Here is a 24871-nt window from a genome sequence, read left to right on the forward strand (position 1 = left end):
ATCGAGAAGAGCGGCGCCGGGTCGCACGCACTCCAAAAAAGAGAGCTTTAAGCTGTGGGGGGAGCGGGAAGCCTGACCATGGGAGAGTAGCCGAGGAGGCTTCTGGAGAAGGTGACAACTGGCTGAACGGTGTAGTCGAGCAGGATGTTAAGTAATAAAGTGGGAAGCCCTATCAAAACTGCTAAAAATAAACTAGGAAACGCAACAGGCACCCCGATGAACGCCAGAAGAAGAATTTCAACGATGAGGGGAAGCTGAAATGGGCGCAGCCAGTCCAACACGCCTGTCATGATTAGTCCAAAAACATATCCAAAGTGGGGAACGTAGGGGATTGAATAGGTGTCTCTAAACCAGAGCGAAAAGGGGATCTCTTCGAGATCCTCCCGCCTCATTCCCATGAAGTGCTCCACCTCTTTATTATACCGAGGCTCCATCATGTTTAATCCCCGCTCCATTATTCCCCAGTTATAGTCTGCCCAGTGGGAGAGGATGCCGCTGCAGTGCATGCGCGCGACAGATTCGGGAATGGTGACGCGCCCAACATTGCCTTCAATCGTTACCTTTGCAGAGACACTTCCAAGAACATCTGGGATACGCGAGAAGGCCGACTGCCTTATATCCAGAGATTCTAGCTCTTTTAGCTGCGCTAGCTGCTTGGAGAGGCCCTGCAAACGGTCATCATGGTTTTCCAACTTGCCAAGGTAGAGGCGAGTTAAACGCGGGAACTTCTCAATTTCAGGGGGAAGCATTGAGAGCCTAAAAAAGTTTAGAGTGGTGATCTGTGCAAGCTCTGCCGCATGTGTGTTTAGCCAGTCTCTGTGAGTCGCTGCATCATGGTTACTCATTTCTACAAAAGGAAAATTTGGAATCTGAGAGCAGAATATCTTTAGGTTGCGATCCTCTTCCTGTCGCAAATTTATGCAGTGCATCTCCTGACGCATGAAACGATTCAAGTGAAAAGAGTCCTGCATCGTTCGAGTATCCGCAATGAATGCCGCAGAAAAGCCCTGGTGAATGGAGAGCTCCTCAAGCTGGCTTCGGTGAGTGCCGGAGAGGATGACCTCGGTGGAGACAGTGAGCTCTCCGCGAGCGTAGGCCTCCTCTCCTAGATGCGCTCTGCACACTCGCTTCGTGCGCGCATTCAGACTCTCTCGAGCAAGAGCTCCTTCAACCTCCGCAAAAACCGCATCACGCAGCTTTTGAACGGCAGCGGGCTCTCCGCCTATCCCCTGCTGAAGCGCATCTACTCGATCGGCTATTCTGCCTAGATAAACCACGTTGATACTTGCAAAAGCGCGAAGCGGCTCCATGAGAGCCCAGAACCTGTTAAATTCTGCGCCAGAAAAAGTGGCAATCATCTTTTCAGGATCTAGTCTGAGTAAATGAGTTCCAGCAGCAACCAGTTCAATCTCGTGATCTCCTACTAAGCGATCGCGATCCTGCTCGACCTGCGCGGTATGAACGCGAGAGGTCATGAGGAGCTGCTTTGCAGCCTCCACCTTCCTGGTGTGATTGACAACCTGAAAGGCCTTGCAGACCGCAGAAAGGGCCTTCTCATCCAGAAAGCTAAAGAGCAGAGGCCCTGTCCCTTTTGGATCTTGCAGAACTAATTCTAAATTTGTTTTAGGCCTAACTGCCATCGCTTATTCTCATTATTATTTCCAACAATTCTAACATAAAAACAGATTTTAAACGAATAACCAATAACAAAAAATCGATTAATATATAATTAATATTTTAAATTATGAAAGGCAGGTAGTTCTCAGAATTTATGCAAGCGAAAGAGGCATCTGGATAGGTCTCCTTCCAAAGCTTTGGCGCCTGCTCCATTGTCTTCCATTTAAATTCATAAGCAAAGAGACCTCCCTCTCTCTCTTCAAGCCAATCGATCTCTTTTTTATCATATGTTCGCCAAAAATAATTACGGCTCCAGATCTGCTGATGCTCCTGTTTTTTCAACCTCTCCATTACGATGTAATTTTCCCATAACTGACCAATATCCTGTCTTCGGTAAAGAGGATTGAAATTATTGATAAGCGCATTGCGAATGCCATTGTCGCAAAAATAGTATCGCGAAGTTTTTGTTACTTCTTTGCGGAGATTTCTACTGAAACCACGGATGTTCACCAAGACAAATACTTGCTCAAGTAGATCGAGGTATTTTTCTACGGTATTTTTCCCCATCGACAGCTGTGTTGCGAGCTCATGATGAGAGACCTCTTGGCCAATTTGAAAGGCAAGAAGGATTAAGAGGTCGATGAGCTTTTTCGACTTATGAACACCATCTAAAGCGAGAATATCCTTCAGTAGATAAGAAGAAACAAGTTCGTGCAGATATTCTTTCCGCAGCTGATCATTTTCATGAGTGATAATCTCTGGGTACGAACCATAAATAAGGCGCATTTCCAGATTGGCTCTCGTCTGGGATGGGGTTTCTACTGCATTAAGCTCCATTTGCGAAAGAGGGTACATCTTAATAACCGACTTGCGTCCTGTTAATGGCTCGCCCACCTGTTTTGCTAAATCAAATGTAGAAGATCCCGTTGCAACGACTCTAACTTGAGGAGCGTGATCAACAATAAGCTTCAAGTTAAGGCCGATCTCTGGAATGTATTGCGCTTCATCGATAATCAGAAGATCCTTGCTCCCTACAAAGGCCTTCAATTTATCAATGGAGCCACTCGATAGAAATTCGCGAACAAAAATATCCTCTCCAGAAACAAAGAGGAAATTCTTCTCCCCCTCAATAAATTTGTTCAAAAGGGTCGTCTTTCCCACACGCCTGGGGCCATGAATCACGACAACTTTACCGGGCAAACTAGAGTTTTGAAGCTTTTTTAATGAAAATTGGGGAATATACATATACCGTTTCTCCTTATATTCAGTCTATAAAAAGACCAAATTTATGTAAATACAGCATATTTATAGAGATTTTTTACTTAACTGAAACGAGGGTCGGGAAGCCTAACCATCGGGCTATAGCCGTAGAAGTTCCTGTAGAGGGTAACGACCGGCAGGACTGTGTAATCGAGCAGCAAGTTATAGATCAGGAGGGTGAAATTCGTAAGAAAGATGAAAGGCAGAAAGGTCCAAATTAAGGCTCCAAAAGCCACTCCATACATGAGAGCAGCAAGAGGTTCTAAAAAGGGAGAGAACTCTGTTAGCCCGCGCGTTGCAGATTCCACCGCTCCTATCGCCTTAAAAAACCAGACCCCCTGCTCGTAGGTATAGCGTGCTGAATAGGTGTCTCTAAACCAGAGGAAGAAGGGGATCTCTTTTAGCTCTATTCCAGGTTTCAGCCCCATAAAAAGAGAGAATCTTGTGCTGTCCTGCCTGTGAACGATATTGAACGGACGGGTCCAGCTATTCCAGATGAACTCTTCTACATGCGACCTGATGCCGCTGCACTGGTGGCGGGCGATAGCTTCTGACAGAATGGCCCTCTTTTGATTATAACAAAACGTCACCTTGAATGCGCCTGTGGCCAGAACGTCGGGAATTTTCTCAAAATTTGTAAAGCAAAGCTCTAGATTTTTGAGACTAGCTGGAAGCTCATTAGGAAGAGCGTGTAACAGAGAAAAATCATCGATTCCCGAGCTTAAATAGAGAGTTTTTAAGCATGGAAGCCGAACAACTTCTTTAGGAAGGATCGAAACTTCATAGCCTGGTCCAAGGTATAGGCTTTCGATCTGCCGCAGCTGCTCAGCATTTGCCTGATCATTTAGCCACTCTCTACGCTCGTTAACCGTGCGCCTATCATTGGGAAAAATTGCTGGATGGCCCGCTTTTAATTTCTCCCAAAACTTCGTAAAGTTGAGATCCTCTTCCAGCTGCAACTCCACGCAGCCCTCTTCTTGGCGCTGAAAGCGGTCCTCTTTGAAAAGATTAAGACGCTGCCCTCTAACTTGCCAAAAGAGAAAGTTTTGTCTGGGATGGGCGGCCACTCTCTTATGCTGGCTCTTCTCGAGCTCTCCTAAACGCACCAGCGCCCCTTCATGAGGAAATGGATCTCCACCAACTGTGGTGGCGTGAACCTCTTTAACTCGCCGAGATAAGCTCGCTTGAATCAGAAACTTTTCAAGTATATGCCAGACGGGATAACGATCTGCTATTGGATCCGGAGCGTATAGCTTTTCAAGAGCCGCATTCATCTCACCAAAGAAAATTCCCTCTCTAGCGATAGGCACTTCACCCTCATATCTAGCTACCTGTTCGATTAAACAATTAAACTGCTGCACATATATCGCATCTAGCCGCGTAGCCAGTCTCTCCTGAATGTAGTATTCAGAAAAAAATTGCGCCTTCAGCCTTGCGACCGCCTGAGGAAAGGACTCTCCTGGATTCAAGAAGCGGCGGCACTCCTCTTCCATCTTGGCGTTTAGATCTGCGCACTGCATGAGAATCTTGAGGCCCACCTCATCACGCGCAACATGATTCATCGCTGCGCGAAAAGCCTTGCTTACTCTTGTTAGGGGGATCTCCCTCTCGCAGTAGCTCAGGATGTGCGGCAGCACACTGTCAACATCGTGCATGGGATGGACCGCAAGGTAGCAAGAGGAAAAACAATGAATAAGAGCGGAGTCATCAACACTAAAATAAGAGCGATTTTGACCCATTCATGAAGATTCAGCCTGTGGCCTACTTCATCAGCAAACCCGAGCAGAGCACGTCCAATTACTCCTCCAACGTACATCACATAAGGGCAGTAGGGAATAGAGAAGGTATCTCTAAACCAGAGAAAGAAGGGCATCTCGGCTATCTCCTCGCGCCTCATGCCCAGGAGGTGTGGAGCTCCTGGTTCTGGATCTCCGTAGAAACCCCCGTTAAATCCAGCATCGTAAGCTTCATCAAAATAGTCTGTTAAGTGTGAGGTGATGCCGCTGCAGTGCTTAAGCGCAACAGCTTCTGGCAGAATGGCGCGGCTCTTGTTACCAGTAATCACCACACCCGCAGAGATCTCGGCCAGAAGATCCGGAATGCGCGAGAAGTTGGAGCCGCGAATCATAAGAGAACTCAGATTTAAGCCTCTAAGCTCATCGGGAAGAGTCCGCAGACCAACTCCGTCCAATGCTCTGACACACAGGCCTTTTAAATTGGTGAATTTGCCAATCTCTGGAGGAATCATCCAGAGATTCATAAGCACAAGAATAGTGATCTGCTGGAGCCTCTCTGCATTTTCGGGGGCGTTTAGCCATCTTCTTCTTGATGCAGCGATTTCAGCTGGGAAGATCTCGGGATGCCTCTCTCTTAACTGATTCCAAAAGCTGTTGAAGTTGTCACCCTCTTTATCTTCAAAATCTCTGCAGAGCGTCTCTGTCTGGCGAAAGCGCGCTAGGCTAAAAGAGTTCTTATTCTCATCCGCATTTGTGTGCTCGGCAAACTCTGCAAAACTATCGGGATGAAGAGAGAGCCTATTTCGTTGACTTAAGTGAAGCTCTCTTAAAGAGGCAGCAGTTAAATTTAGGCCCATTAGAAACACCTGCTCAGCGCGGCTACGCAAACTTATTTCGGAAGCAAATCTCTCGCCTTTTTCCCTAAGCTCTGATTTTAGAGCTTCCCGACGCTTTAGTAACGCCGCATCAGCAATCTCTCCCGCTGGCATTTGACAGAGCATGCGAAAGCCTTCATTCAGCTCAGCATGACAAATCAGTATTTCGGATTGGGAGATGAACAGTTCAAAAAACATCATTCTTTCTGATAATGAAAAATAGACTTGCAGCCTGCCTGTGTTTATATGTACATGTCCGCGAAATTCTTCACGGTGTCTCGATGCCGCTTCCTGTACAGACTCTCCGGCATTTATGAAGCGCCTGCTCTCTCGTTCTACCTCCGCTTCGTAGTCGGAACCTCTCATGAGAATGCGCAGGCCCACATCGATCATGGCTTGATTATTGCTATCCCGAAAGGCGTGATTGACAAGAGAGTGCGACTTCTCCTGGCAGTAGCTCAGGATGTGCGGCAGCACGCCGTCAACATCGTGCATAGGATGTGGGCGAGAAGCTGCTGTTAGCGCAAGCGTGCTACTCATAGACGCACCATCGGGCTATAGCCTAGGAGGCTTCTACAGTAGCTTACGAGAGGCTGGACGGTGTAATCGAGGAGGAGGTTAAAGAGAAGGATGGGGAGATCTAACAGAAGATTGGAAAAGCTGTAGGCGATTACAAGAAAGAAGAGAGCTAATACTTCTAGCAGCTCAGTAAAGCAGCCAGGAAACAGCCTATCTACCCCCATCAGCCAATTCAGTGCCGTTCTAAGGAGAATCCTCGTCATCGCGGGATAGGGAATTGAGTAGGTATCTCTAAACCAGAGGAAGAAGGGGATCTCCGCCAGCTCCTCGCGTCTTAGCCCCATAAAGTAGGCAGCTCTTCTGACGCGCTCACCCACAAGAACAGGAAACGACAATACCTCTCTCTCAAAATCTCTGAGATGAGTCATGATGCCAGTGCAGTGCTGGCGAGCGACAGCTTCTGGCAGAATGGCGCGTCTAGCATTGCCGCCTTTAATCGTCACAGCTGCATGAACCCTAGCTAAGACCTCGGGGATAGTTGCAAAGTCTGGGCTTGAAATTTCTAACTCTTGAAAATCTGCCAGCGTCGCTAGTTCGTTGGGGAGGCTGTGCAGATGAATTCCGCTATCTCCGTTCTCCAATAAACTGAGGCTGGATAGACGTGAAAACCTTCCAATTTCAGGGGGAAGCATCGAGAGGTTATATAGATCAAAACCAGTGATCTGCTGGAGCCTCGCTGCATTTTCGGGGGCGTTTAGCCACGCCCTTCTCGGCATCGGACGCTCAACGACATTGTCTGGGAAGATCGCGGGATACTTCTCTCTTAATTGATCCCACAACTTCATGAAGTTGAGATCCTCTTCATGCTGAAGTTCTACGCAGCGTGTCTCGAGCTCTATGAAACGCACTACGCTGTAGGAGCTCTTGTGCGTTTCAGTATCTTTAACAAATTCTGCGAGTTTATTCTCATGGATAGAGACTCTCTCTCGCTGACTTAAGTGAAGCTCCCTTAAACACGCTGGGCTCTGCAGATGGTTGAAGCGCCCCTGAAAAATTCGTTCAGCGCGCACTCTCAAGCTCTCTCTGCTAAGAAAATTCTTAGTTACTTTCGTAATTTTTTCTTTTTGGGCCTGTGTTTGAGCTGCTCCTGCAGGAGACGCATAAAGCTGCCGGAATAGTTCATTCTCCTCGCCAGCATAGATTAGCGCTCTATCGTCCGGAGGAAGACAGTAGGCTGTTTGTCTAAAGAGACCCCATAATTCTACTATTTCACGTTCTGAAAAATATGGCCTCATGACGTCCCGATGGACATACCCAAGAAACACCGCACTCTGCCTCTCGCAAGCTTGCCTTAGAGTTTCTCCTTCATCCATGAAGCGCCTGGAATCACGTTCTACCTGCGCATCGTGGCCTGGATTCTTCATGAGAATCTGAGAGCCCACCTCTAGCATGGGGTGTGAGATGCTATCTCGAAAAGCGCGGCTGACGCAAGCCAAGGTCTTCTCATGGCAGTAGCTCAGGATGTGCGGCAGCACACCGTCAACATCGTGCGTAGGATGTGGGCGAGAAGCTGCTGTTAGTGCAAGCGTGCTACTCATAGTCGCACCATCGGGCTGTAGCCGTAATAGCTTCTAAAGAGGGTCACAACCGGCTGAACGGTGTAGTCGAGCAGCAGATTAAAGAGCAGGATGGGCAGGTTGAGAAGGAAGAGGAGCGGAAAATAGGTTGCACCTAAAACTCCCAAATTAACCGTTTCAAGAACGATTGCGAGAGGTTCTAAAAAGGGAGAGTATTCGGTTAATACATGCCTTACGTATTCGACTGCCCTACCCGCTTTTATGAACCAGATCCCGTTCTGGTAGAAGTAGGGCATAGAGAAGGTGTCTCTGAACCAGAGGAAGAAGGGGATCTCTTCCAGCTCATGGCGTTTAAGTCCCATGAAGTGAGAATATTCTCTATCTCCGTTGTTATATACGATCTGCGCTGCACGGCCAATTGAGCCCCAGTAGTACTCTCGCAGATGCGTCATGATGCCGCTGCACTGATGCCGAGCAACAGCTTCAGGCAGAATGGCCCTCTCTGCATTATCATCAAAACTCACCCTGAACGAGCCCGTAGCCAGAACAGCAGGAATCTCTTCAAAGTGCGTAAAGGAAAATGTTAGGCTTTCGAGACTAGCTGGAAGCTCATTAGGAAGAGCGTGTAACTGAAGAGAAGCATCAATTCCAGAGCTCAAGATGAGCGTTTTCAAGCATGAGAGCCTAATAACTTCTTTTGGAAGAATCGGAACTGCTCGCGGATGGCTCATTGATAAACGGCTTACCTGTTGCAGCTGCAGAGCATTTGCCGGATCATTCAGCCACTCTCTACGCTCGTTAACTGTGCGCCTATCATCGGGAAAAATTGCCGGATGAACTATTTTTAATCTCTCCCAAAAATAGGTCAGGCTGACATCTTCAGCAAGCCGCAATTCCACGCACTGCTCCTCTTGGCCCAGAAAGCGGTCTATTTTGAAGAGGTTAGGATGCTTCCTTTTTGCTGCGACAAAGAAAAACTCTTGCCTGGGGTGAGCCGCCACTCTCATCTCCTGACTCCGGTGAAGCTGACCTAAACGCACCAGCGCCCCTTCATGGGGAAATGGATCGCCATCAGCTGCTGCTGCGTGAACCTCTTTAACTCGACGGCATAAGCTCGCCGGAATCAGAAGCTTTTTTAAGATCAGCGTGAAATTATAAAAATTCCCTGCGCGTGGATCCCATCGATGTAGCTCCTCAAAAGCAGCATTCATCTCACCAAAAAAAAGCCCCAGTCTAGCCACAGGCACTTCACTCTCATACCTAGCTACTTGTTCAAAGAGGAGATTAAATTTTTGCACATCTGTAGTTTCGAAATGCTGTGCTAGGCGCGCCTGAGTGTTGTCAGAAAGAAATTGTGCTTTCAGTCTTGCTACGCCATCAGAGAAGGACTCTCCTGGATTCAAGAAGCGGCGGCACTCCTCTTCCATCTTGGCGTTTAGATCTGCGCACTGCATGAGAATTTTGAGGCCCACCTCATCACGCGCAACATGATTCATCGCTGCGCGAAAAGCCTTGCTTACTCTTGTTAGGGGGATCTCCCTCTCGCAGTAGCTCAGGATGTGCGGCAGCACACTGTCAACATCGTGCATGGGATGGACCGCAGGCAAGACCTCCTAAGTCGTTAGCGACTTCTGGGTCAAGACCCAGGTTCTCAATGAAGGAATGGATCGCTTCCAGAGCGTCGAAAAAAAGAATCCCCGGCTGGTAGAAGTAGGGAATAGAGAAGGTGTCTCTAAACCAGAGGAAGAAGGGGATCTCGCTCAGCTCCTCTCTTATCAAACCCATAAAAACAGGAGATCCTCTATCTTCACCTGTTCGTACAACATCACTCGGACGCTCAAAGATGGCCCAGAAAAACTCATCCAGATGCGACATGATGCCGCTGCCGTGCATGCGCGCAACAGACTCGGGCAGAATCGCCTGCCTATGATTACCATGAATTTTTACAGTTGCACGAACTCTTCCTAGCACCTCAGGAAGGATTCTAAAATAGGCATTATAAATAGATAGCGAATTGAGGTTTGCTAACTCTGCCAGTGCGGCTGGGAGGTTACGGACAGTTGGAAATACGGCATCGTCACCAGCATCTTCTGGCCAGAGAATGAGCCTGGTTAAGGCTGAAAATCTTCCGATCTCTGGAGGGAGAGTATCTAGACCGCTAAATGATAAGTGGGTGATGGTTGCCAGTTGCGCGGCATTCGCTGGATCATTTAGCCACGCTCTCTGCGCCTCAACTGTGTCTATCCCATCTGGAAAAACTGTCGGATGCTCTTCTCTTAGCTGATTCCAGAACAGTTTTAAGTCGTAATGCTCTTCGAGCTCAAGGCCTACACAGGATCTCTCTGCCCTTAGAAAGCGCTGTAAGGCAAAAGTGTTCCCTTCACTCCGCGCACTTGCGGCAAATTCTTCTAATCTGTCTGCATCGCGAAAGAGCCCATCTCGTTGGCTTAGGTGAAGCTCGCGTAAACAAGTAGCCCTCTGCTGATAAGGCGCATCTACGCTTAAATCTAAGCGCCCCTGAAACACCTGCTCTGCGCGCTTACGCAGGCTCATCTCAGCAGCAAAATCCATAGCAATACCGCGTATCTTGTCTTTTTGCTCCTCGCGAAGCTCCAGCGCCTCCTCATCTTCAATCTCTCCTCCCGGAGTTTGATAGAGATTGCGAAACGCTGCATTTATCTGAGCCAGAAATATTACCCTTCTTGTACAAGTTGCATCATCGCGAGTGGCTCCAGGAATAAATGGGAAAATAAGCAGTCTTAATATCGCCCGCTCTTCAAATGAATAATACTCATCTATCCTGCTTGTATCTTGATCAAGATGATTTAAAAACTCTTCACGCTGTCTCAGCTCAGCTTCTTGCACAGACTCCCCCGCATTCACGAAGCGTCTGCTTGCGCGCACCATCTGCGCTTCATAGTCTGAAGCCCTCATGAGCATCTGCAAGCCCACCTCTACCATGGTGTGCCTGCTAGCTTCGCAAAAGGCGCGGCTAACAAGAGAGAGGGTCTTCTCTCTTGGGCAGAAGCTCAAGATGTGCGGCAGCACACCCTCAACATCTTGCATAGGATGCATCACTGTTCTTAATGCTACCTGGCCGGTCATAGACGCACCATGGGGCTGTAGCCGAGCAGGCTTCTGCAGTAGGTCACGAGAGGCTGGATGGTGTAGTCGAGCAGGAGATTGAAAAGAAAAACAGGGACGTCAAACAGATAAACGCAAAGCCCATACAGTATACTTAAAGGCGTGATGGTAAAAGCTATTAACGGTATAGAGATGCACTCGGGAAGATCCCACTCTCGCATTTGGGTTTCAATCCCATGTGTAGCGACAAAATAAGGAATCCCCAACTGGTAGAAATAGGGGAGAGAAAAGGTGTCTCTAAACCAGAGGAAGAAGGGGATCTCGCTCAGCTCCTCGCGTTTCAAGCCCATAAAAACGGGAGATCCTCTGTCTTCACCTGTGCGTGCAATATATTCTGGACGTTCAATGATGCCCCAGAAAAACTCTAGTATATGTGTCGCGATACCGCCGCAGTGCTGCAGGGCGACGAATTCTGGCAGAACGGCGCGCCTCTTGTTGCCAAAAAACTCTACAGTGGCACTCATCCTGCCCAGCACATAGGGGATAGTTTCAAAATCTGCGTTGCTAATCACTAGCGATTCAAGATTTATAGTGGCTAGTTCGTTAGGGAGGCTCTGCAGACTCTCTGCCTCTCCTTCATGGATATGAAGAGTCGTTAAGTTTTTAAAGCGTCCTATCTCAGGAGGAAGAATAGAGAGATCGCTTAACGATAAGAAGTCGATCTGCTCGAGCTGGGCTGCATTTGCCGGATTATTTAACCAGGCTCTCTGCATACGGTTATAAACCATAAACACGGGGAAAACGTCCGGATAATCTTCTTCTAGCTGCGACCAAAATTTTTCTAAGTTGTAATTCTCCGCAACCTTAAGATCAACGCAGAGCCTTTCTGCCTGCTGAAAACGCGTTAACTTGAAGGAGTCCGCATGTGCCTTGTCAGCTTTTTCAAACTCTGTGAAGAATCTATTTCCATACTGACAGAGCCTTGCTACCTGACTCCAGTAGAGCCCTTTTAGGCAGGCTGCGTTCTTTACGTGATGCAGAAGCCTATCTTCCTCGGCTAGTTGAAGCCCACTTGAGCAAGCTGCACTCAGCGTATAAGGCACATTTAGATGCCCCTGAAATACTCGCTCGGCGCGCGCGCGCAAACTCTGCTCGTAGGCAAAGTTTTTGAACATCTCTTTAAGCGCGCTTCTTCGCTGCTCAACTTCTCCTTCGGGAGCCTGATGTAAATTCCGAAATGCCTCATTTAACTCGCCATAGAAAATCAGACATCTCCTACTAGTGGCGATATTAGAATCAGCGCCCGCCTCTGAGGGGGATTGTTCAATGTATAATCTGAATTCTGTTCGTTCTTTCTGCGAGAAATGCTCTCCAAGTCTGTCCTCATCTCTTAGATAGATTAAAAACTCTCCCCGCTGCCGCTGCCTAGCTCCCTTTAAAGACTCTCCAGCATTCCTAAAGCGATCTGATGCGAGGCTCATATGAGCCTCTCCACCTGGAGCTCTCGCAAGAAGCCCATGCCTCTCCTCTGTAATGAGGAGCGAATTAGCGTCCCGAAAGGCACGACTTACAAGAGAGAGCGTTCTCTCATAGCAAAAGCTCAAGACGTGAGGCAGAATCTCTTCCGTGTCATCAAATATAGGATGAGCTACTGCTCTTGATGCCACCTGGCCGGTCATAGACGCACCATCGGGCTGTAGCCGAGCAGGCTTCTGCAGTAGGTTACGAGGGGCTGAACGGTGTAATCGAGCAGCAGGTTAAGGAGGAAGGTGGGAATGCAGATCAGCGCGTTGTAAGCGAACTGAGCATACATTACTAACATGTAGCCAAGAGCTTCTAATAGAGCAGAGACTGGACCAGGAAGATCTAGTCCCTGAATGTACGTTGCGATTGCAGCTGTTGAGCGATCCTGAAGAGGGTTTAACTGGTAGAGGTATGGAACAGAAAAGGTCTCTCTAAACCAGAGAAAGAAAGGGATCTCGGAGAGCTCCTCTCGTCTCATGCCCATAAAAAGGCTAAATTCCAGATTACTCCCAGCTCTCTCGCGGCCACTCATTGCCCACAAGAGTTCATCCACATGCGCCCACATGCCGGTGCGATGCTGGAGAGCGACAGACTCGGGCAGAATGGCACGCCTCTGGTTGTCTCGAATTTCTACGGTTGCACGAACCCTGCTTAACACCTCTGGAACTGTCTCAAAATCCGGGCCGCGAATTGTTAGATGAGCAAGCTTTGTAAGGTTTGTAATCTCGTCAGGAAGAGCTCTCAAGTGTATGCCGCTACCATAGCGGGGATTGAAAGAGAGATGGGTTAAGTTTCTAAATTTCCCAATCTCGGGAGGAAGAAGGGCGTAGTCAACTAGCCACAAGATCTTGACCTGCCCGAGCGCGGCCTCATTCGCGGGATCGTTCAGCCACTCTCTTATCTCTGGAGCACGCCGTTCTACTTCGGCTGGAAAGTGCGCTGAATACGTCTCTCTTAATCGATTCCAAAGATTTACGAGCGCGAGATCTTCTTCTGACTCTAGCGCACGGCACTGCCCCTCCTGCGCCACAAACCTCTCTGCACTAAATGAGTTCTGGTGCGCCCTTGTACTAGTGACAAAATCCGCAAACAGCCTTCCATGAACAGAGATTCTATCTCGTTGATTTTGGTGGAGCTCTCTTAAGCAGGCCGCACTCTGTGTGTGAGGAGCTTCTACATCCAAGTTTAAGCGCCCCCGAAACACCTGCTCTGCGCGCTGGCGCAAGCTCTCTCTGTAGTTGAATTTCGCAAATACCTGCTTAAGCGCCTCCTTTTGAGCCATGCGTTCTGGCCTATCATCCGCACTGACCCGTGGTGCATAAAGGACGCGAAAAGCTTCGTCCAACTCTCCAAAGAAAACTAGCGTTCTAGTATCCGTAGGAAGCTCTTCCGTAGGAAACCCTACAAGAATGCGAGATACAACCTCCCGTTCTTCCATTGAAAAGAGGTGGTGCATTATAAGTACATGACTAGCATTTTCAGAACGCAAGCGCTCTAAAGCTTGCTCTAGAGATTCTCCCGCATTCATGAAGCGCCTGCTCTGTAGCACCATCTGCGCTTCATAGTCAGCACCCATCATGAGGATCCTTCGCCCCTCAGCAACCATGGCGTATGGATTGCTAGCGCGAAAGGCGTGGCTGACTAGAGAAAGAGACTTATCCCCTGTGCAGAAGCTCAAGATGTGCGGCAGCACACCCTCAACATCTTGCATAGGATGGGGACGAGAAGCTACTGTTGCAGCCATTGGATGCACCTAATAATTTTCTAAGTATTTTACCAAAAAAACTAATTAGATTTAAGTATTTCCACCCCTAAAGAAATTTTAATTCCTAAATACTAAATAATAAAAATTTTCTTTGATTAGCTAAGGCGACTCTTCTCTAGAAGCGCGACAATTAATTATTTAAAGCCTCTCTTTTTGGAGTGCGCGCTGGGAGCGCTCGGAAAAGAAAAGGACAAAAAACGGACATCAATGGACAGGAAATGGACGAAAACGGACACGCGCTTAAGAGAGAAAGAATTCTTTCCTTCTCTCTTGCCCGCCTGTCCATTTCCTGTCCATTGATGTCCGTTTTTCGTCCATTAATGTCCATTCTCTTAAGCGGGCACTTCCCAATCGGAGTTACAGAAAAGCTTCGATGCTAGAGGAAGAGGTCTACAGAAAATCTATAAGATTGCGCTTTCGGATAACTCGGCACCGAGCTGTTTCATGAATTCAATCAGAGGCGCGTAGTCGCCTCTATCTGCATTTTTTAAAGTCTGGATATAATCCTTGCGGATCACCCCTTTTTCATTTAGTTGATTAGGCCAAACAGGGTGAGCACATTTGCATGCGATGAGAAAGCGGTCTGCAATTAGCCGTGAAAACCTCCCATTCCCATTCTCAAAGGGGTGTATTAAGACTAATCGGTGATGGACCCTCGCTGCCATCTCTATAAACGTAAGATCTACCGGTGACTCGGACCAGGAAATGACTTCAAAACTTAATGCTGCAAGTTGTGCTGGAATCTGATTCGGCGCAATCCCAATCGAGGTGATCGATTTTCTATAGCAGCCCGCCCATTCCCAGACTTCTCCAAACATATCTCGATGGATCGCTCTCAGCTTATCAACTTGAAACCAGTTTTTCGGATCATCAACTGGAGGTTTTAGATATTTCCTCTGTGCCTTCAATATATTCTCGGCTTCCACCCTATTCAAATCATGTATGTTATGAACCCAACTGGGGATAAGACCACTACAATCTGCTATCGGAGTTGCTCCTTCAGGAAATGCAAAATGTTTAATCATTCTTCCCACAGCTTGTAATTAGGCCCTGCTAAGAGGCGATTTTCTTCTTGTTTTAAGAGCTCCTCAAGAAAACGGGAGTCGGGTTGTTGTTCTTCCAAATTCATTGTGCCCTTAAGATAACGAATACGAGCGGCTGCCACCTTTTTTGCTTGTTTGCGTCGAATAGTTTCGATCGAATCTTGCAATGAAGGCGCGATGACAAGATCGCAGGAGAGTGCTGCACAAATTTTCTCTAAAGTCGGAATGCTTACACTCAGCCGACCCTTTTCTAATCTGGAAATTGTAGACTGAGGGGCTCCCGACCGTTTTGCAAGAATCTTTTGCGGCATGCCCAACTGCGTCCGAATGATTTTTACGAGCATTCCTATTGGAAGCCCACGGGCAGCAGCGATAATCCCACGTGCCACCTGCGTAACTTCTTCTACTAGAAGAATTTCCGATGCTGAACCTTGCTTCATTTAACCTACTCTTTATTAAAAGTTATGCATTACAGCTATAAAATTCAATGAATTTTATGCATATAGAGCATATTTATAGAAAATATTTGATGTTTAGAGGGTGAGGTTGAAGAGGAAGAGGTCGTTAAGGGCGTTGATCTCCTCTTTGATCTGGGCTTTGCCCTGGGGGCCGCCAAAGTGGCGGATGCGAGCGGCGGCCTTATCGCCCAGCACGAGGAGCCAGTTGTAAGTGATGGGCAGCTCTTGAAATGCGAGCTTCTTCTCATGCAGGGCTCTGGAGAGTATGTTCTGGTCGCCAAAAAACTCCGCATTTCTGGTTGCAGTCCACTCGGCCCATTGGGTGATGATGGGCGAGCCGTGCTTGTAGACTACAAAGCCCGAATTGAAGGTGATCTCATCTGGCAGTGCGAACGCCTCTTTTCTTCCTTCATACTGGTAGGGGTCTCGGGCGAGTGCGATCATGGCGGGGTTTTCACACTTGTCAAAGAGCTCTGAAAGAGAGGTGCGCACCTGGCAGTCGAGATCGACCCAGATGGTGCGTTCATAAGGCGTTTTAAGAAAGGCAAAGGGCTTGCTGAACCAGCCGGGTCGATGCTGCCAGAAGTCAGGATATAGGGTCTCCCAAGCAGTAGCAAGCTTAGGATCGACCTTCTCCTTGGGAAGGATGAGGCTATCTGTAGCTTCAAGCGCGACGAGCTCGCCTCTCTTCTTGCACCAGTTTTTGGCTTTCTCACTCATCCCAAAATCGACAAAGGTGACAGGAAGCGAGTTGTAGAAGTGGTAGTGCATCCACCACCAGGGAAGGATCCACTCCTGTCTGTGCGTGCAGCCGACTATCACGCCATCTTGCCCCTTCTTTAGCCCTTCGCGTCTCCACAGGTTTTCGTTCAACTTGTTCTGTTTCATTGGTAATTAAATGAACTCACGGAGAGGTTGAGGAGCATATTTTCTGTGAGCTTGCTGATCTGCTTTGCGATCTTCTGGGTCCCTTGTGCGTCTCCGTAATCATTAATGCGTGCTTGGGGATTTGCACCACGGCTCACCTGCCAGTTGTAGATCTCAGGCAGCGGGCTCTCACTGCTGCCTTCCATGAGATGTGCGAGCACGAAGGGTTCAGCTAAAAAGCGGTGGTTCTCTTTTTGGCATCTATCTGCCCACTCCAGAATGAGAGGAGAGCCGCGCTTAAAGACGAGCACGTTGATCTTGCAGAGCTTCTCATCCGGACGGAGAATCCCCCTCTCTTTTTGAAGGGCAAGACTCTCCTCTTTTTCGTACGAGAGGGAGGCTCCACTCTTGTTTTCACAGAGAGGAAATATCTCATCGAGGGGACCTCGGATCTGACAAGAGGGTGCAACCCAGAGGGTGCGCTTGTAGGGCGACTTCAAAAGTAGAAAAGCCCTCTTAAACCAGCCCTCTCTAAGCTTCCAGATCTTCTCTCCTGCCAGACTCTCCCAGATGAGCGCATGCGCAGGATCGACCCTCTCTCTGCCTGAAACGGTAAGCTCTTGCGCCACGAAGGAAAGCAGCTCTCCCCTCTCTTTACACCAGCTGCGCCCCTCTGGCGAGAGGCCCATGTCGACAAAGGTCACAGGAAAACTATTGTGAATGCGGTAGTTTAGCCACCACCAGGGCAGCATCCACTCTTCAGCTTGTCCGCAGCTGATGATGACCCCATCTCCCTCAACCAGATCTTCCGCTCTCCAAGACAGCACTCTCTCCCTCACCTTTCCCCACTATTAACACGAGTGACAAACAAGTGGCAATTGTCTTGCTGCGTAAGTCCAAGTGGCTCGAGAAAAATTCGTTAGAAAGGGGAAGAGGGGAGAAGGAGGGTGAAGGTGGTGCCCTTGCCGAGTTCGGAGGTGACGCTGATCTCGCCCTCGTGTTTCTCGATGATCGTCTTGACGATGGAGAGGCCGAGGCCTGCGCCGCCGAGGTGTTTGGAGCGGGCTTTATCTACGGTATAGAATCGAGAGAAGATGCGGCTGATGCTCTCGGGGGGGATCCCGAGGCCTTGATCGCTGATGGAGAGCTTCACCTGGTTTCTGCTTCTCTCGACGTTAACTTGAATCTGTGCAGGAGGGTAAGAGTACTTCACTGCGTTCTCGAGGAGGTTCATGAGGGCGAGTTCGAGAATATCGGGATCTGCGAGTGTGCTGGTGAAGCCACTCTTCTTCTCGATCTGAATGCGCACAGTGGGATGCGCTGTAAGAAGCAGCTGCGCGCAATTTTCAAGGAGGGCGACGATGTCGCACTCTTGGAGGCGCAGGGCGGGAAGGTTCTCCAGATCTGCGAGTGTGAGGAGGTTTTTAACGAGGAGGTCCATCCTCTGGCAGCTGCGGAGAATCTTCTGCGTAATCTCGCTGACGACCTCGCGCGGAAGCTCGGGCATATCTTGGAGCGTCTCTGTAAATCCTTTGATGATGGTGATCGGCGTTCTAAGCTCATGCGAGGCGTTGGTGATAAACTCTTTTCCAATCTCTAAAACTTTGTGATGGTCCGATTTGTTCTGCAAAACGAGTAGAGCACCGGATGAGTTTTTTTTGGGAACTGCGATGAGGTCGAAGTAGATTTTGCGGTCTGAATAGGAATCGGTAAGAACCCGTTCTCTTCTCATGCACTCTTCAAGAAGAGATCTCCCCTTCTTGAGCAGCTCGCTCGTGTTATTTAGAGGCTCTCCAACGAGATCTTTCTTTGAAATGGAGAGCATTCTGCTGGCGCTATAGTTTGCAGCGAGAACGGTGAGTTTAACATCCAGAGAGAGAACTCCCTCTTCGAGAGACTCGAGCATCAGAGCACGCTCTCTCTGCTCCCTCTTGATTCTCTTATACTGAAAAATCACTACAAGCAGCATTCCAGTAAAGGCAAAGAAAATCGGTGCAGAAATCAAGCCTTCTCTCCTTTCACGGCGTAGACTTTGATCTCGCCGTCGAAGCCTTTGAACTGCATTGGGGGGAGCTCTTGAACTGCGATGTGTGCGCTGACGTCGTCGGCTTCGAGGGTCTGCTTGGAGATTAGGATCTGCATCCCTTCTGCTGCGCTACAGAGGCGTGCGGCGAGGTTTACGTTTCTGCCGAGAACGGTGTAGTTTAACCGGTTCTCTGCACCCATATTGCCCGCTAAAACGTTGCCTGTGTGCAGTCCAATTCCCATTTCGATTTTGGGAAGCCCTTTCACAGCGCGCTCCTCGTTCCAGCGCTTTAGCTCTTCAACGATTGCAAGAGAGCAGCGAATGGCGCTTAAGGGGCTATCTTCTCGCTCAATCGGCGCTCCGAAGAGGGCCATCACCTCATCGCCCACATACTTGTCGATCACGCCGCCAAACTCATCGATGACATGGGAGACGCGGGTCATGCAGACGTTGAGCATCTCGATCACCTCTTTGGGAGTCATGTTCTGCGAAAGGTGGGTGAAGTGGCGAATATCGGCAAAAAGCACAGTGATGACCCGCTCCTCTCCGCCGAGATGGACAGTGCCCTTCAGAATCTCGCGCGCAATTTCTGGAGAGACGACCTTGTTCAATACTCCTTTGACCTTCTCCTTCTCTTGGAGGCCGCTGACCATCTTTCCAAAGGCTTCGCAGAGAGTGGCAATCTCATCTGTTCGATTCGGAGGAAAATGGGGGATGGTGATCCCTTCGAGCTTTCCCTTTTCCACAGATTGTGCAGCTTCTGCAAGCATGACGATCGGCCTTGTCATGCGACGGGAGAAGTTATGCAAGAGAAGTAGAACAAGCCCAAGAGCTGCGATTGCGATCATTCTCATCTGAAAAGAGATCGTGTACAGCACCTCTTTTGTGCCGACATCGATCTGATTGATGATGGCAAACTCCTTCGCTTCGAGATTGAAGATAAAGAAGAAGAGATTCCTCTCTTTTATGGGTTGGAAGCGCAAAAAGACGTAGCTCTTTCCCTCGAATGTGATGATGCCTGTGCTCTTCTCTTGGAAAAGAGCAGTCTCTTGCGAACTAATGGGAGGAATAGGCGCTTGGACACCCTCCGGTGTGTAAAAGAGAAGAGGACACCCCTCTTCAATCAAAAGAGCGGCCTCTCCAGTTGAAAGGGAGAGCTCGCGCATCATCTTTTCTAGGATAGCCTGGGAGGGATTTGCAGCGTCAAAGAGCTCCTCATGTAGCCTTACGGAGAGAAATTTTTCGTAACCCTTCCGCTTCGCCTCATCGATTTGTAAGATCTCAGCGCGAAGGTTTTTCTCAGCTTTCAGAAGAATCTTTGAGGTGGCTCTATTCTCGAAAAAGAAGGAGGCGAAAAAAACGAGAAAAAAGAGACCTCCGATCCAGAGAAATAGCTTCTCTCTAATCTTCACTTCTCCTCCGGGTAGAGGTTCTCATAGCCACTCTTCGTAACAATAATTGTATCCTCGTAACGGATCCCCCCCTTTCCAGAAAGATAGAGGCCGGGTTCAACTGTGATCACCATTCCCGGCTTTAGCAGAAGGTCTTTGTCGACGCCAGTGGATTTCAAACGGGGGTACTCGTGTATCTCAAGCCCAACGCCATGTCCTAGACTATGGAGGTAGTACTCTTCGACTCCCTCTCTCTTCATGACCTCTCGTGCTGCCTCGTCAAGCGCGCCAGCTCTAACACCAGCCTTGCAAATTTTAAGAGCTGCATCATGCGACTCTTTGACAATAGCTTGCCACTTCTTCAGTTTGGGATCTGGAGTGCCGAAAAAGAGTGTGCGCGTCATGTCGGAGCAGTAGGAGTCGACCTGAACGCCGATGTCGATTAGCACGATGTCGCCGCTCTTCAAGAGGGTCTCTCCTGCGCGGTAGTGGGGCATGGCGCTATTTTTTCCAAATGCGATGATCGGATCGAACGAGAGCTTCTCGGCGCCATTTTCTCTGCAGAAGAATTCAAACTCGCGCGCAAGCTCTATCTCGGAAACACCCTTTCTTACTCTCTTCTGGAGATAGCGGTAGCCCTTCCAGAGCAGCGCTGCGCTCCTGCGCATTGCATCTAGCTCGAAGCTATCTTTGATGAGGCGCAGCTCTTTGAGCAGCCCAGGATAGGGAGTGAGTTTAACTTTTGGAAAGCGGCTCCCCAGTTTTTCAAACTCTGCATAGGTGGTTGTCTCGGCGTCGAATGCGATATTTTTGGGCGCGCACCTCTGTAAAAAGGAGTGCAAGTTCTTCCCTTCTAACATCTCGACAGCTACCGGGCTCTTCTCTTTTGCAGTCTGAATGTATCTTCCATCGACAAAGAGGCAGCTCTCTCCTTTGAAAATGCAGAGAGTGCCAAGAGAAAGAGATAGACCTGTGAGATAGTGGAGGTCGACAGGAGATTCGACGATGCACCCATCGACCTTCTCCTTTTGAAGTTTGTCTATAAGGGCTTTAAGGCGCTTTTTTAGCAGCAAAGAGCTTGGTAATTTCATCAGATGTCACCTGGATCATAGTGGGTTTTCCATAAGGACAAAAATAGGGCGAAGAGCTCCTCATCAGCTCTTCAAAAAGCAGCAGGGCCTCGCGCTGCGAGAAGCTCTTCTTCTCCGAAGCTGCTGCGCGGGCGGCGATCAGAGCAAGCCTCTCACTCCTCTTATCTCGTGCTGGGCCTGCATCTGCAAGTTCATCGACAATAAGAAGCAGAAAATCTTTAACTCTCTCCTCCGGAAGAAAAGAGGGAAGAGAGTCGATGATAAAAACATTCTTCCCCAAAGAGTGAATGCCGATACTCATCTTCTGGATCTCTCCGATGTTCTCCTCGAGAAGTGAGGAGTGGGCCGTTGTAAATTCGAAAGTAAGAGGGAGGAGCAGGCCTTGCGATCCGACCTTCTCGCTTCTGTCGCTAGAAAGAAGAGCGTCGAAGATTAGACGGCTGCGTACAAGAGAGAGATCGACCATGACGATCCCCTCTTCGGTAAATCTGGGAAGCGACTGGCTATCTAGAAGGAGGTAGCGAGAGAAGAGTCCAATTGGTTTTGGGGAGTCTGAGCTCTCTGGTAGAAGAGCGAGTTCTGAACTGGAGCTTGAACTCTCTGCAAAGCGGAAAACAGGGGCTTCGGAGAAATTAGAAAAAGAGGGCGTTTCACTCTCCCATGGCAAACTCTGAGAAAAATCTGGAGCGGAACCGATAACCGGCATGTTGGGGAGTTCGTGTTTCTGCAGACTCGAGGAGACGGCTTGCTGAATGAGCGCCTTCACGCGTCTCTCATCGTGGATTCTCACCTCTTTCTTCTGCGGATGGACATTCACATCGAGCTGGTCCGGGGGTATGTGAAGGTAGAGGACAAAAATCGGGTAGCGGTCGGAGGGAAGCCGCGTTCCATACCCATCTTTTACCGCATAGGAGATCTGGGGAGAGTAGACGGGTCGCTCGTTAATAAAGAGGTACTGCCCTGTGCGATTTGGCCTGCTCTGCAGCGGCTGGCCGATAAGACCGCTTAGCTTGATGCCGCCCTCACTCATTTCGAGAGAGAGGCTATCTGTGAGAAAGCCCTCTCCCAAAATATCTTGAATGCGATCGGTGCGGCCTGGGCTCATCGAGGAGGGCGATGAGAAGACGAGCCTCTCTTGCGAGATGAGTTCAAAAGCAACTTCGGGGTGTGCAAGCGCAAGGAGAGAAGCGGTCCGTGTGATATCGGCAGCGCAAGCGGATGGAGATTTCTGGAACTTTCTTCGCGCGGGGACGTTGTAGAAGAGAGAGCGCACTTCGATTGTCGTGCCACGCGTGCGGCCACAGGGAGCAGAATGGACGATCTTCCCCGCCTCGATCTCAATTGCGGTTCCCACCTCATTTTCTGCACTAGTGCGTAAAGAAATCTTTGAAATTGAGGAGATGGCGGCAAGGGCCTCTCCTCGAAAGCCCATCGTTGAAAGAAGAGAGAGGTCGTCAAGCTCGCGGATTTTTGAGGTTGCAAACCGTTCAAAGGCGCGGAAGGCGTCGTTTTTATCCATGCCGCACCCATCATCGCTGATGCGAATTAGCTGGAGTCCGCCGCCCATCACTTCGATTGTTACCTTGCGCGCGCCGGCATCGATCGCGTTCTCTACTAGCTCTTTAAGAGCCGACGCGGGGTTTTCAATCACCTCGCCCGCTGCGATCTGATTGATGGTAAGCTCGGAAAGGAGTTGAATCTTGCCTGTCATCGATTGTACACTCACTACTTCTGATCATAGTCCATAACTCGAGAATTGTCACATCGGAAAATGCCAGCACGCACAGCCGCAACGAACGTAGTAAAAAAACTTGTAGCCGCCGGTTTCACCGCCTACTTCGCTGGCGGCTGGGTCCGCGACTTTCTCATGCAGCGCCCCTCCGATGATATCGACATCGCAACGAGCGCATCTGTCGAGGAGGTGCAAGCCCTCTTTCCCAAGACGATCCCCGTAGGCGTCGCCTTCGGCATCGTCATCGTCGTAGAAGAGAACTTCCACTTTGAGGTGGCCACCTTTCGAAAGGACAGAAACTATGTCGATGGAAGACGGCCAACAGGCATCGAACCGGCCTCGGCCGAAGAGGACGCTCAGAGAAGAGACTTCACTGTAAACGGCATGTTCTACGATCCGATCAATGAGAAGCTGCTCGACTACGTCGAGGGACAGAAGGACATCCAGAAGCGTGTGATCCGCGCGATAGGCAGTCCCGAAGAGCGCTTTTTAGAAGATCGCCTGCGCATGATGCGCGCCGTGCGCTACTCGACGCGTTTCGACTTTCCCATCGATGAAGAGACTGTAAAAGCAATTAAACTGCACGCAGCCTCCCTTCTCCCCGCTGTTGCCATGGAGAGAATCTGGCAAGAGTTTAAGAAGATGTCTCAGTTCGCCCACTTCGATTCCGGACTTGTGACACTCCATAAACTCGGCCTTCTTCCGACTATTTTTCATAAGCTAAAAGAGGTCTCTGCAGAAGAGATCGAAAGACGAGCAGAGCCGATCAAGCACTTCCCCAAAGATGCTCCTGCCATCGCAGAGCTCCTAGAGCTCTTCCCCGATCTTACCCTCGAACAGCATCTCGACCTCTGCGACTATCTGAAACTCTCAAATCAAGAGAGGGAGATCGTCAGCTTCCTACACCACTCCAAAACGCTCTTCCAGATGCCCGAAGAGTGGCAGAAAAACCTTGAAAAGGTTGAATGGGCGCGCTACTACGCAAATCCTCTTTCTGAGCTCTGCCTCAGAATTGTTGCCGCACGCTACCCGGAAGAGAAGCGGGAGCATTTTTTAGAAGCCCATCTTAAGCAGATGGAGGCGATGCAGCCTGCACTTGAACGCATACGCAAGCAGAAACCTCTCGTCCGCGCTCACCATCTTAAAACTGCGGGTGTCGCCCCCGGAAGACACATGGGCCTTCTTCTAAAAGAGTGCGAGAGAATCAACATCAACGAGGGAATAGAAGATCCCCTGCTTATCATCGAGCGCATGAGAAAAAATCCTCTATGGCCATGGTGAAACGTCTACGCATCCTTCTTCTTGTTGCACTTGCAATCGGCCTCTTCCGCTGGGTCGACCACTCTTTTCACAGAATCGGAGGAAGATCTTTTTTCAGTAAGATCGAGATACCAGCTTCTTACGCATCCGTCCCGGCAGATCAACACTTCCCAAAAGAGATCTTAACGCAACACTTCACCTATCTAGGCAAGGGCTCGCAAGCTTGGGTCTTTTTAAGCGAAGATCAGAAGTATGTACTCAAGTTTTATAAGCAGCACATCTATGAGCCCTCCTCTTTTTTAGCCTATCTTCCCTTCGGTCCGTGGAGAGCACTTCACTTAGCGAAGCAGAAGAAGTACCAGCGAACAATTGCAAGCACAAATACCGCATTCAGAAAGTTTAGAGAGGATACCGGCCTTCTCTACGTGCATCTACTTCCAACAAATGAATTGAATCTGCAAGTAAAGCTGTTTGACAAGCAGGGCGATGAGCATCTCATTCCGCTGGATAGAACAGCATTCGTCCTGCAAAAAAGAGCGGAGCTGATCTATCCACACCTTGCAGCTTTTAAGCAGCAAAATGATCTTGCAGGAGCGGAAGAGGCGCTCGCATCCCTCTTCTCTCTGTTAAAAAAATTTGGAGAGAGCGGAGTTGTCGAGAACGATCCGATCCTACGGAAAAACTTCGGCTTCATCGAAGGTAGAGCCTGCCAGATCGATGTGGGCAAGATGCGCATTGAGCCCTCTCTCATCGGCTCCGATCTCTACAAGAACGATCTTGAAGGAATCACTGCTAGCCTAAAAACCTGGCTGCAGAACAACTACCCTGAGCTCCTCCCCTCCCTCGACACCCACCTGGGGAAAAAAGCGCTCGGAAGAAGAAGAGCGCTCGGAGAAGAAATGGACATCAATGGACGAGAAACGGACAAGAAATGGACGGAAATGGACACGCGCTGAAGAGAGAAAGAATTCTTTCCCTCTCTCTTGCCCGCCTGTCCATTTCCTGTCCGTTCCTCGTCCATTAATGTCCATTAACGTCCTTTTTCC

At 49.2% G+C, this 24871-nt stretch carries 19 protein-coding genes; 2 read left to right on the plus strand and 17 right to left on the minus strand.

Annotated elements, in window-relative coordinates:
- Positions 1-47: 47 nt before the first annotated feature.
- The 17 genes from HYX48_03670 to mutL form a co-directional block, all read right to left on the minus strand.
- Positions 48-1640 (minus strand): hypothetical protein, encoded by a 1593-nt coding sequence (locus tag HYX48_03670; protein ID MBI2742994.1) that lies wholly within the window; start codon positions 1638-1640, stop codon positions 48-50.
- 97 nt (positions 1641-1737) lie between these two features.
- Entirely contained in the window at positions 1738-2862 is a 1125-nt protein-coding gene (locus tag HYX48_03675) for an ATP-binding protein (GenBank protein ID MBI2742995.1), read from the minus strand.
- A 77-nt stretch (positions 2863-2939) separates the two neighbouring features.
- Positions 2940-4532 (minus strand): hypothetical protein, encoded by a 1593-nt coding sequence (locus tag HYX48_03680; protein ID MBI2742996.1) that lies wholly within the window; start codon positions 4530-4532, stop codon positions 2940-2942.
- Positions 4496-6028, minus strand: coding sequence for a hypothetical protein (locus HYX48_03685; GenBank protein ID MBI2742997.1), 1533 nt, complete (start codon positions 6026-6028; stop codon positions 4496-4498). The genes HYX48_03680 and HYX48_03685 overlap by 37 nt, the downstream gene beginning before the upstream one ends.
- On the minus strand, positions 6025-7605 hold the full coding sequence (locus HYX48_03690) for a hypothetical protein (GenBank protein MBI2742998.1): 1581 nt from the start codon (positions 7603-7605) through the stop codon (positions 6025-6027). Before HYX48_03690 ends, HYX48_03685 begins: the two co-directional genes overlap by 4 nt.
- Positions 7602-9173 (minus strand): hypothetical protein, encoded by a 1572-nt coding sequence (locus HYX48_03695; GenBank protein ID MBI2742999.1) that lies wholly within the window; start codon positions 9171-9173, stop codon positions 7602-7604. Before HYX48_03695 ends, HYX48_03690 begins: the two co-directional genes overlap by 4 nt.
- Positions 9160-10689, minus strand: a complete 1530-nt coding sequence (locus tag HYX48_03700; protein MBI2743000.1) for a hypothetical protein — start codon at positions 10687-10689, stop codon at positions 9160-9162. The genes HYX48_03695 and HYX48_03700 overlap by 14 nt, the downstream gene beginning before the upstream one ends.
- Complete coding sequence (locus HYX48_03705) at positions 10686-12335, minus strand: hypothetical protein (GenBank protein ID MBI2743001.1); 1650 nt, start codon at positions 12333-12335, stop codon at positions 10686-10688. Before HYX48_03705 ends, HYX48_03700 begins: the two co-directional genes overlap by 4 nt.
- 8 nt (positions 12336-12343) lie before the next feature.
- Positions 12344-13936 carry a hypothetical protein gene (locus tag HYX48_03710; protein ID MBI2743002.1) on the minus strand — a complete coding sequence of 531 codons (1593 nt, stop codon included), beginning with the start codon at positions 13934-13936 and terminating at the stop codon, positions 12344-12346.
- 422 nt (positions 13937-14358) lie between these two features.
- Positions 14359-14982, minus strand: coding sequence for a mobile mystery protein B (locus tag HYX48_03715; GenBank protein MBI2743003.1), 624 nt, complete (start codon positions 14980-14982; stop codon positions 14359-14361).
- Positions 14979-15440: a helix-turn-helix domain-containing protein gene (locus HYX48_03720; GenBank protein ID MBI2743004.1), complete on the minus strand. Its 462-nt coding sequence runs from the start codon at positions 15438-15440 to the stop codon at positions 14979-14981. Before HYX48_03720 ends, HYX48_03715 begins: the two co-directional genes overlap by 4 nt.
- A 93-nt stretch (positions 15441-15533) precedes the next feature.
- Positions 15534-16346: a hypothetical protein gene (locus tag HYX48_03725; protein MBI2743005.1), complete on the minus strand. Its 813-nt coding sequence runs from the start codon at positions 16344-16346 to the stop codon at positions 15534-15536.
- Positions 16343-17152: a hypothetical protein gene (locus HYX48_03730; protein ID MBI2743006.1), complete on the minus strand. Its 810-nt coding sequence runs from the start codon at positions 17150-17152 to the stop codon at positions 16343-16345. The genes HYX48_03725 and HYX48_03730 overlap by 4 nt, the downstream gene beginning before the upstream one ends.
- 92 nt (positions 17153-17244) lie before the next feature.
- Entirely contained in the window at positions 17245-18330 is a 1086-nt protein-coding gene (locus HYX48_03735; protein ID MBI2743007.1) for an ATP-binding protein, read from the minus strand.
- Entirely contained in the window at positions 18327-19763 is a 1437-nt protein-coding gene (locus tag HYX48_03740; protein MBI2743008.1) for an adenylate/guanylate cyclase domain-containing protein, read from the minus strand. Before HYX48_03740 ends, HYX48_03735 begins: the two co-directional genes overlap by 4 nt.
- Positions 19760-20833 (minus strand): aminopeptidase P family protein, encoded by a 1074-nt coding sequence (locus HYX48_03745; GenBank protein MBI2743009.1) that lies wholly within the window; start codon positions 20831-20833, stop codon positions 19760-19762. Before HYX48_03745 ends, HYX48_03740 begins: the two co-directional genes overlap by 4 nt.
- The gene (gene mutL, locus HYX48_03750; GenBank protein ID MBI2743010.1) at positions 20793-22544 is read right to left on the minus strand and encodes a DNA mismatch repair endonuclease MutL; all 1752 of its coding nucleotides are present in this window, start codon (positions 22542-22544) and stop codon (positions 20793-20795) included. Before mutL ends, HYX48_03745 begins: the two co-directional genes overlap by 41 nt.
- Before the next feature lie 60 nt (positions 22545-22604).
- Here mutL and HYX48_03755 point away from each other — a divergent pair, with 60 nt between their 5' ends.
- Both HYX48_03755 and HYX48_03760 read left to right on the plus strand, forming a co-directional pair.
- A complete protein-coding gene (locus tag HYX48_03755) occupies positions 22605-23846 on the plus strand; it encodes a CCA tRNA nucleotidyltransferase (protein ID MBI2743011.1) in 1242 nt (413 codons plus the stop codon).
- Positions 23834-24781: a hypothetical protein gene (locus tag HYX48_03760; GenBank protein MBI2743012.1), complete on the plus strand. Its 948-nt coding sequence runs from the start codon at positions 23834-23836 to the stop codon at positions 24779-24781. The genes HYX48_03755 and HYX48_03760 overlap by 13 nt, the downstream gene beginning before the upstream one ends.
- Positions 24782-24871: the final 90 nt, after the last annotated feature.

It is taken from the genome of Chlamydiales bacterium (genome assembly GCA_016185065.1).
GTDB lineage: Bacteria > Chlamydiota > Chlamydiia > Chlamydiales > Rhabdochlamydiaceae.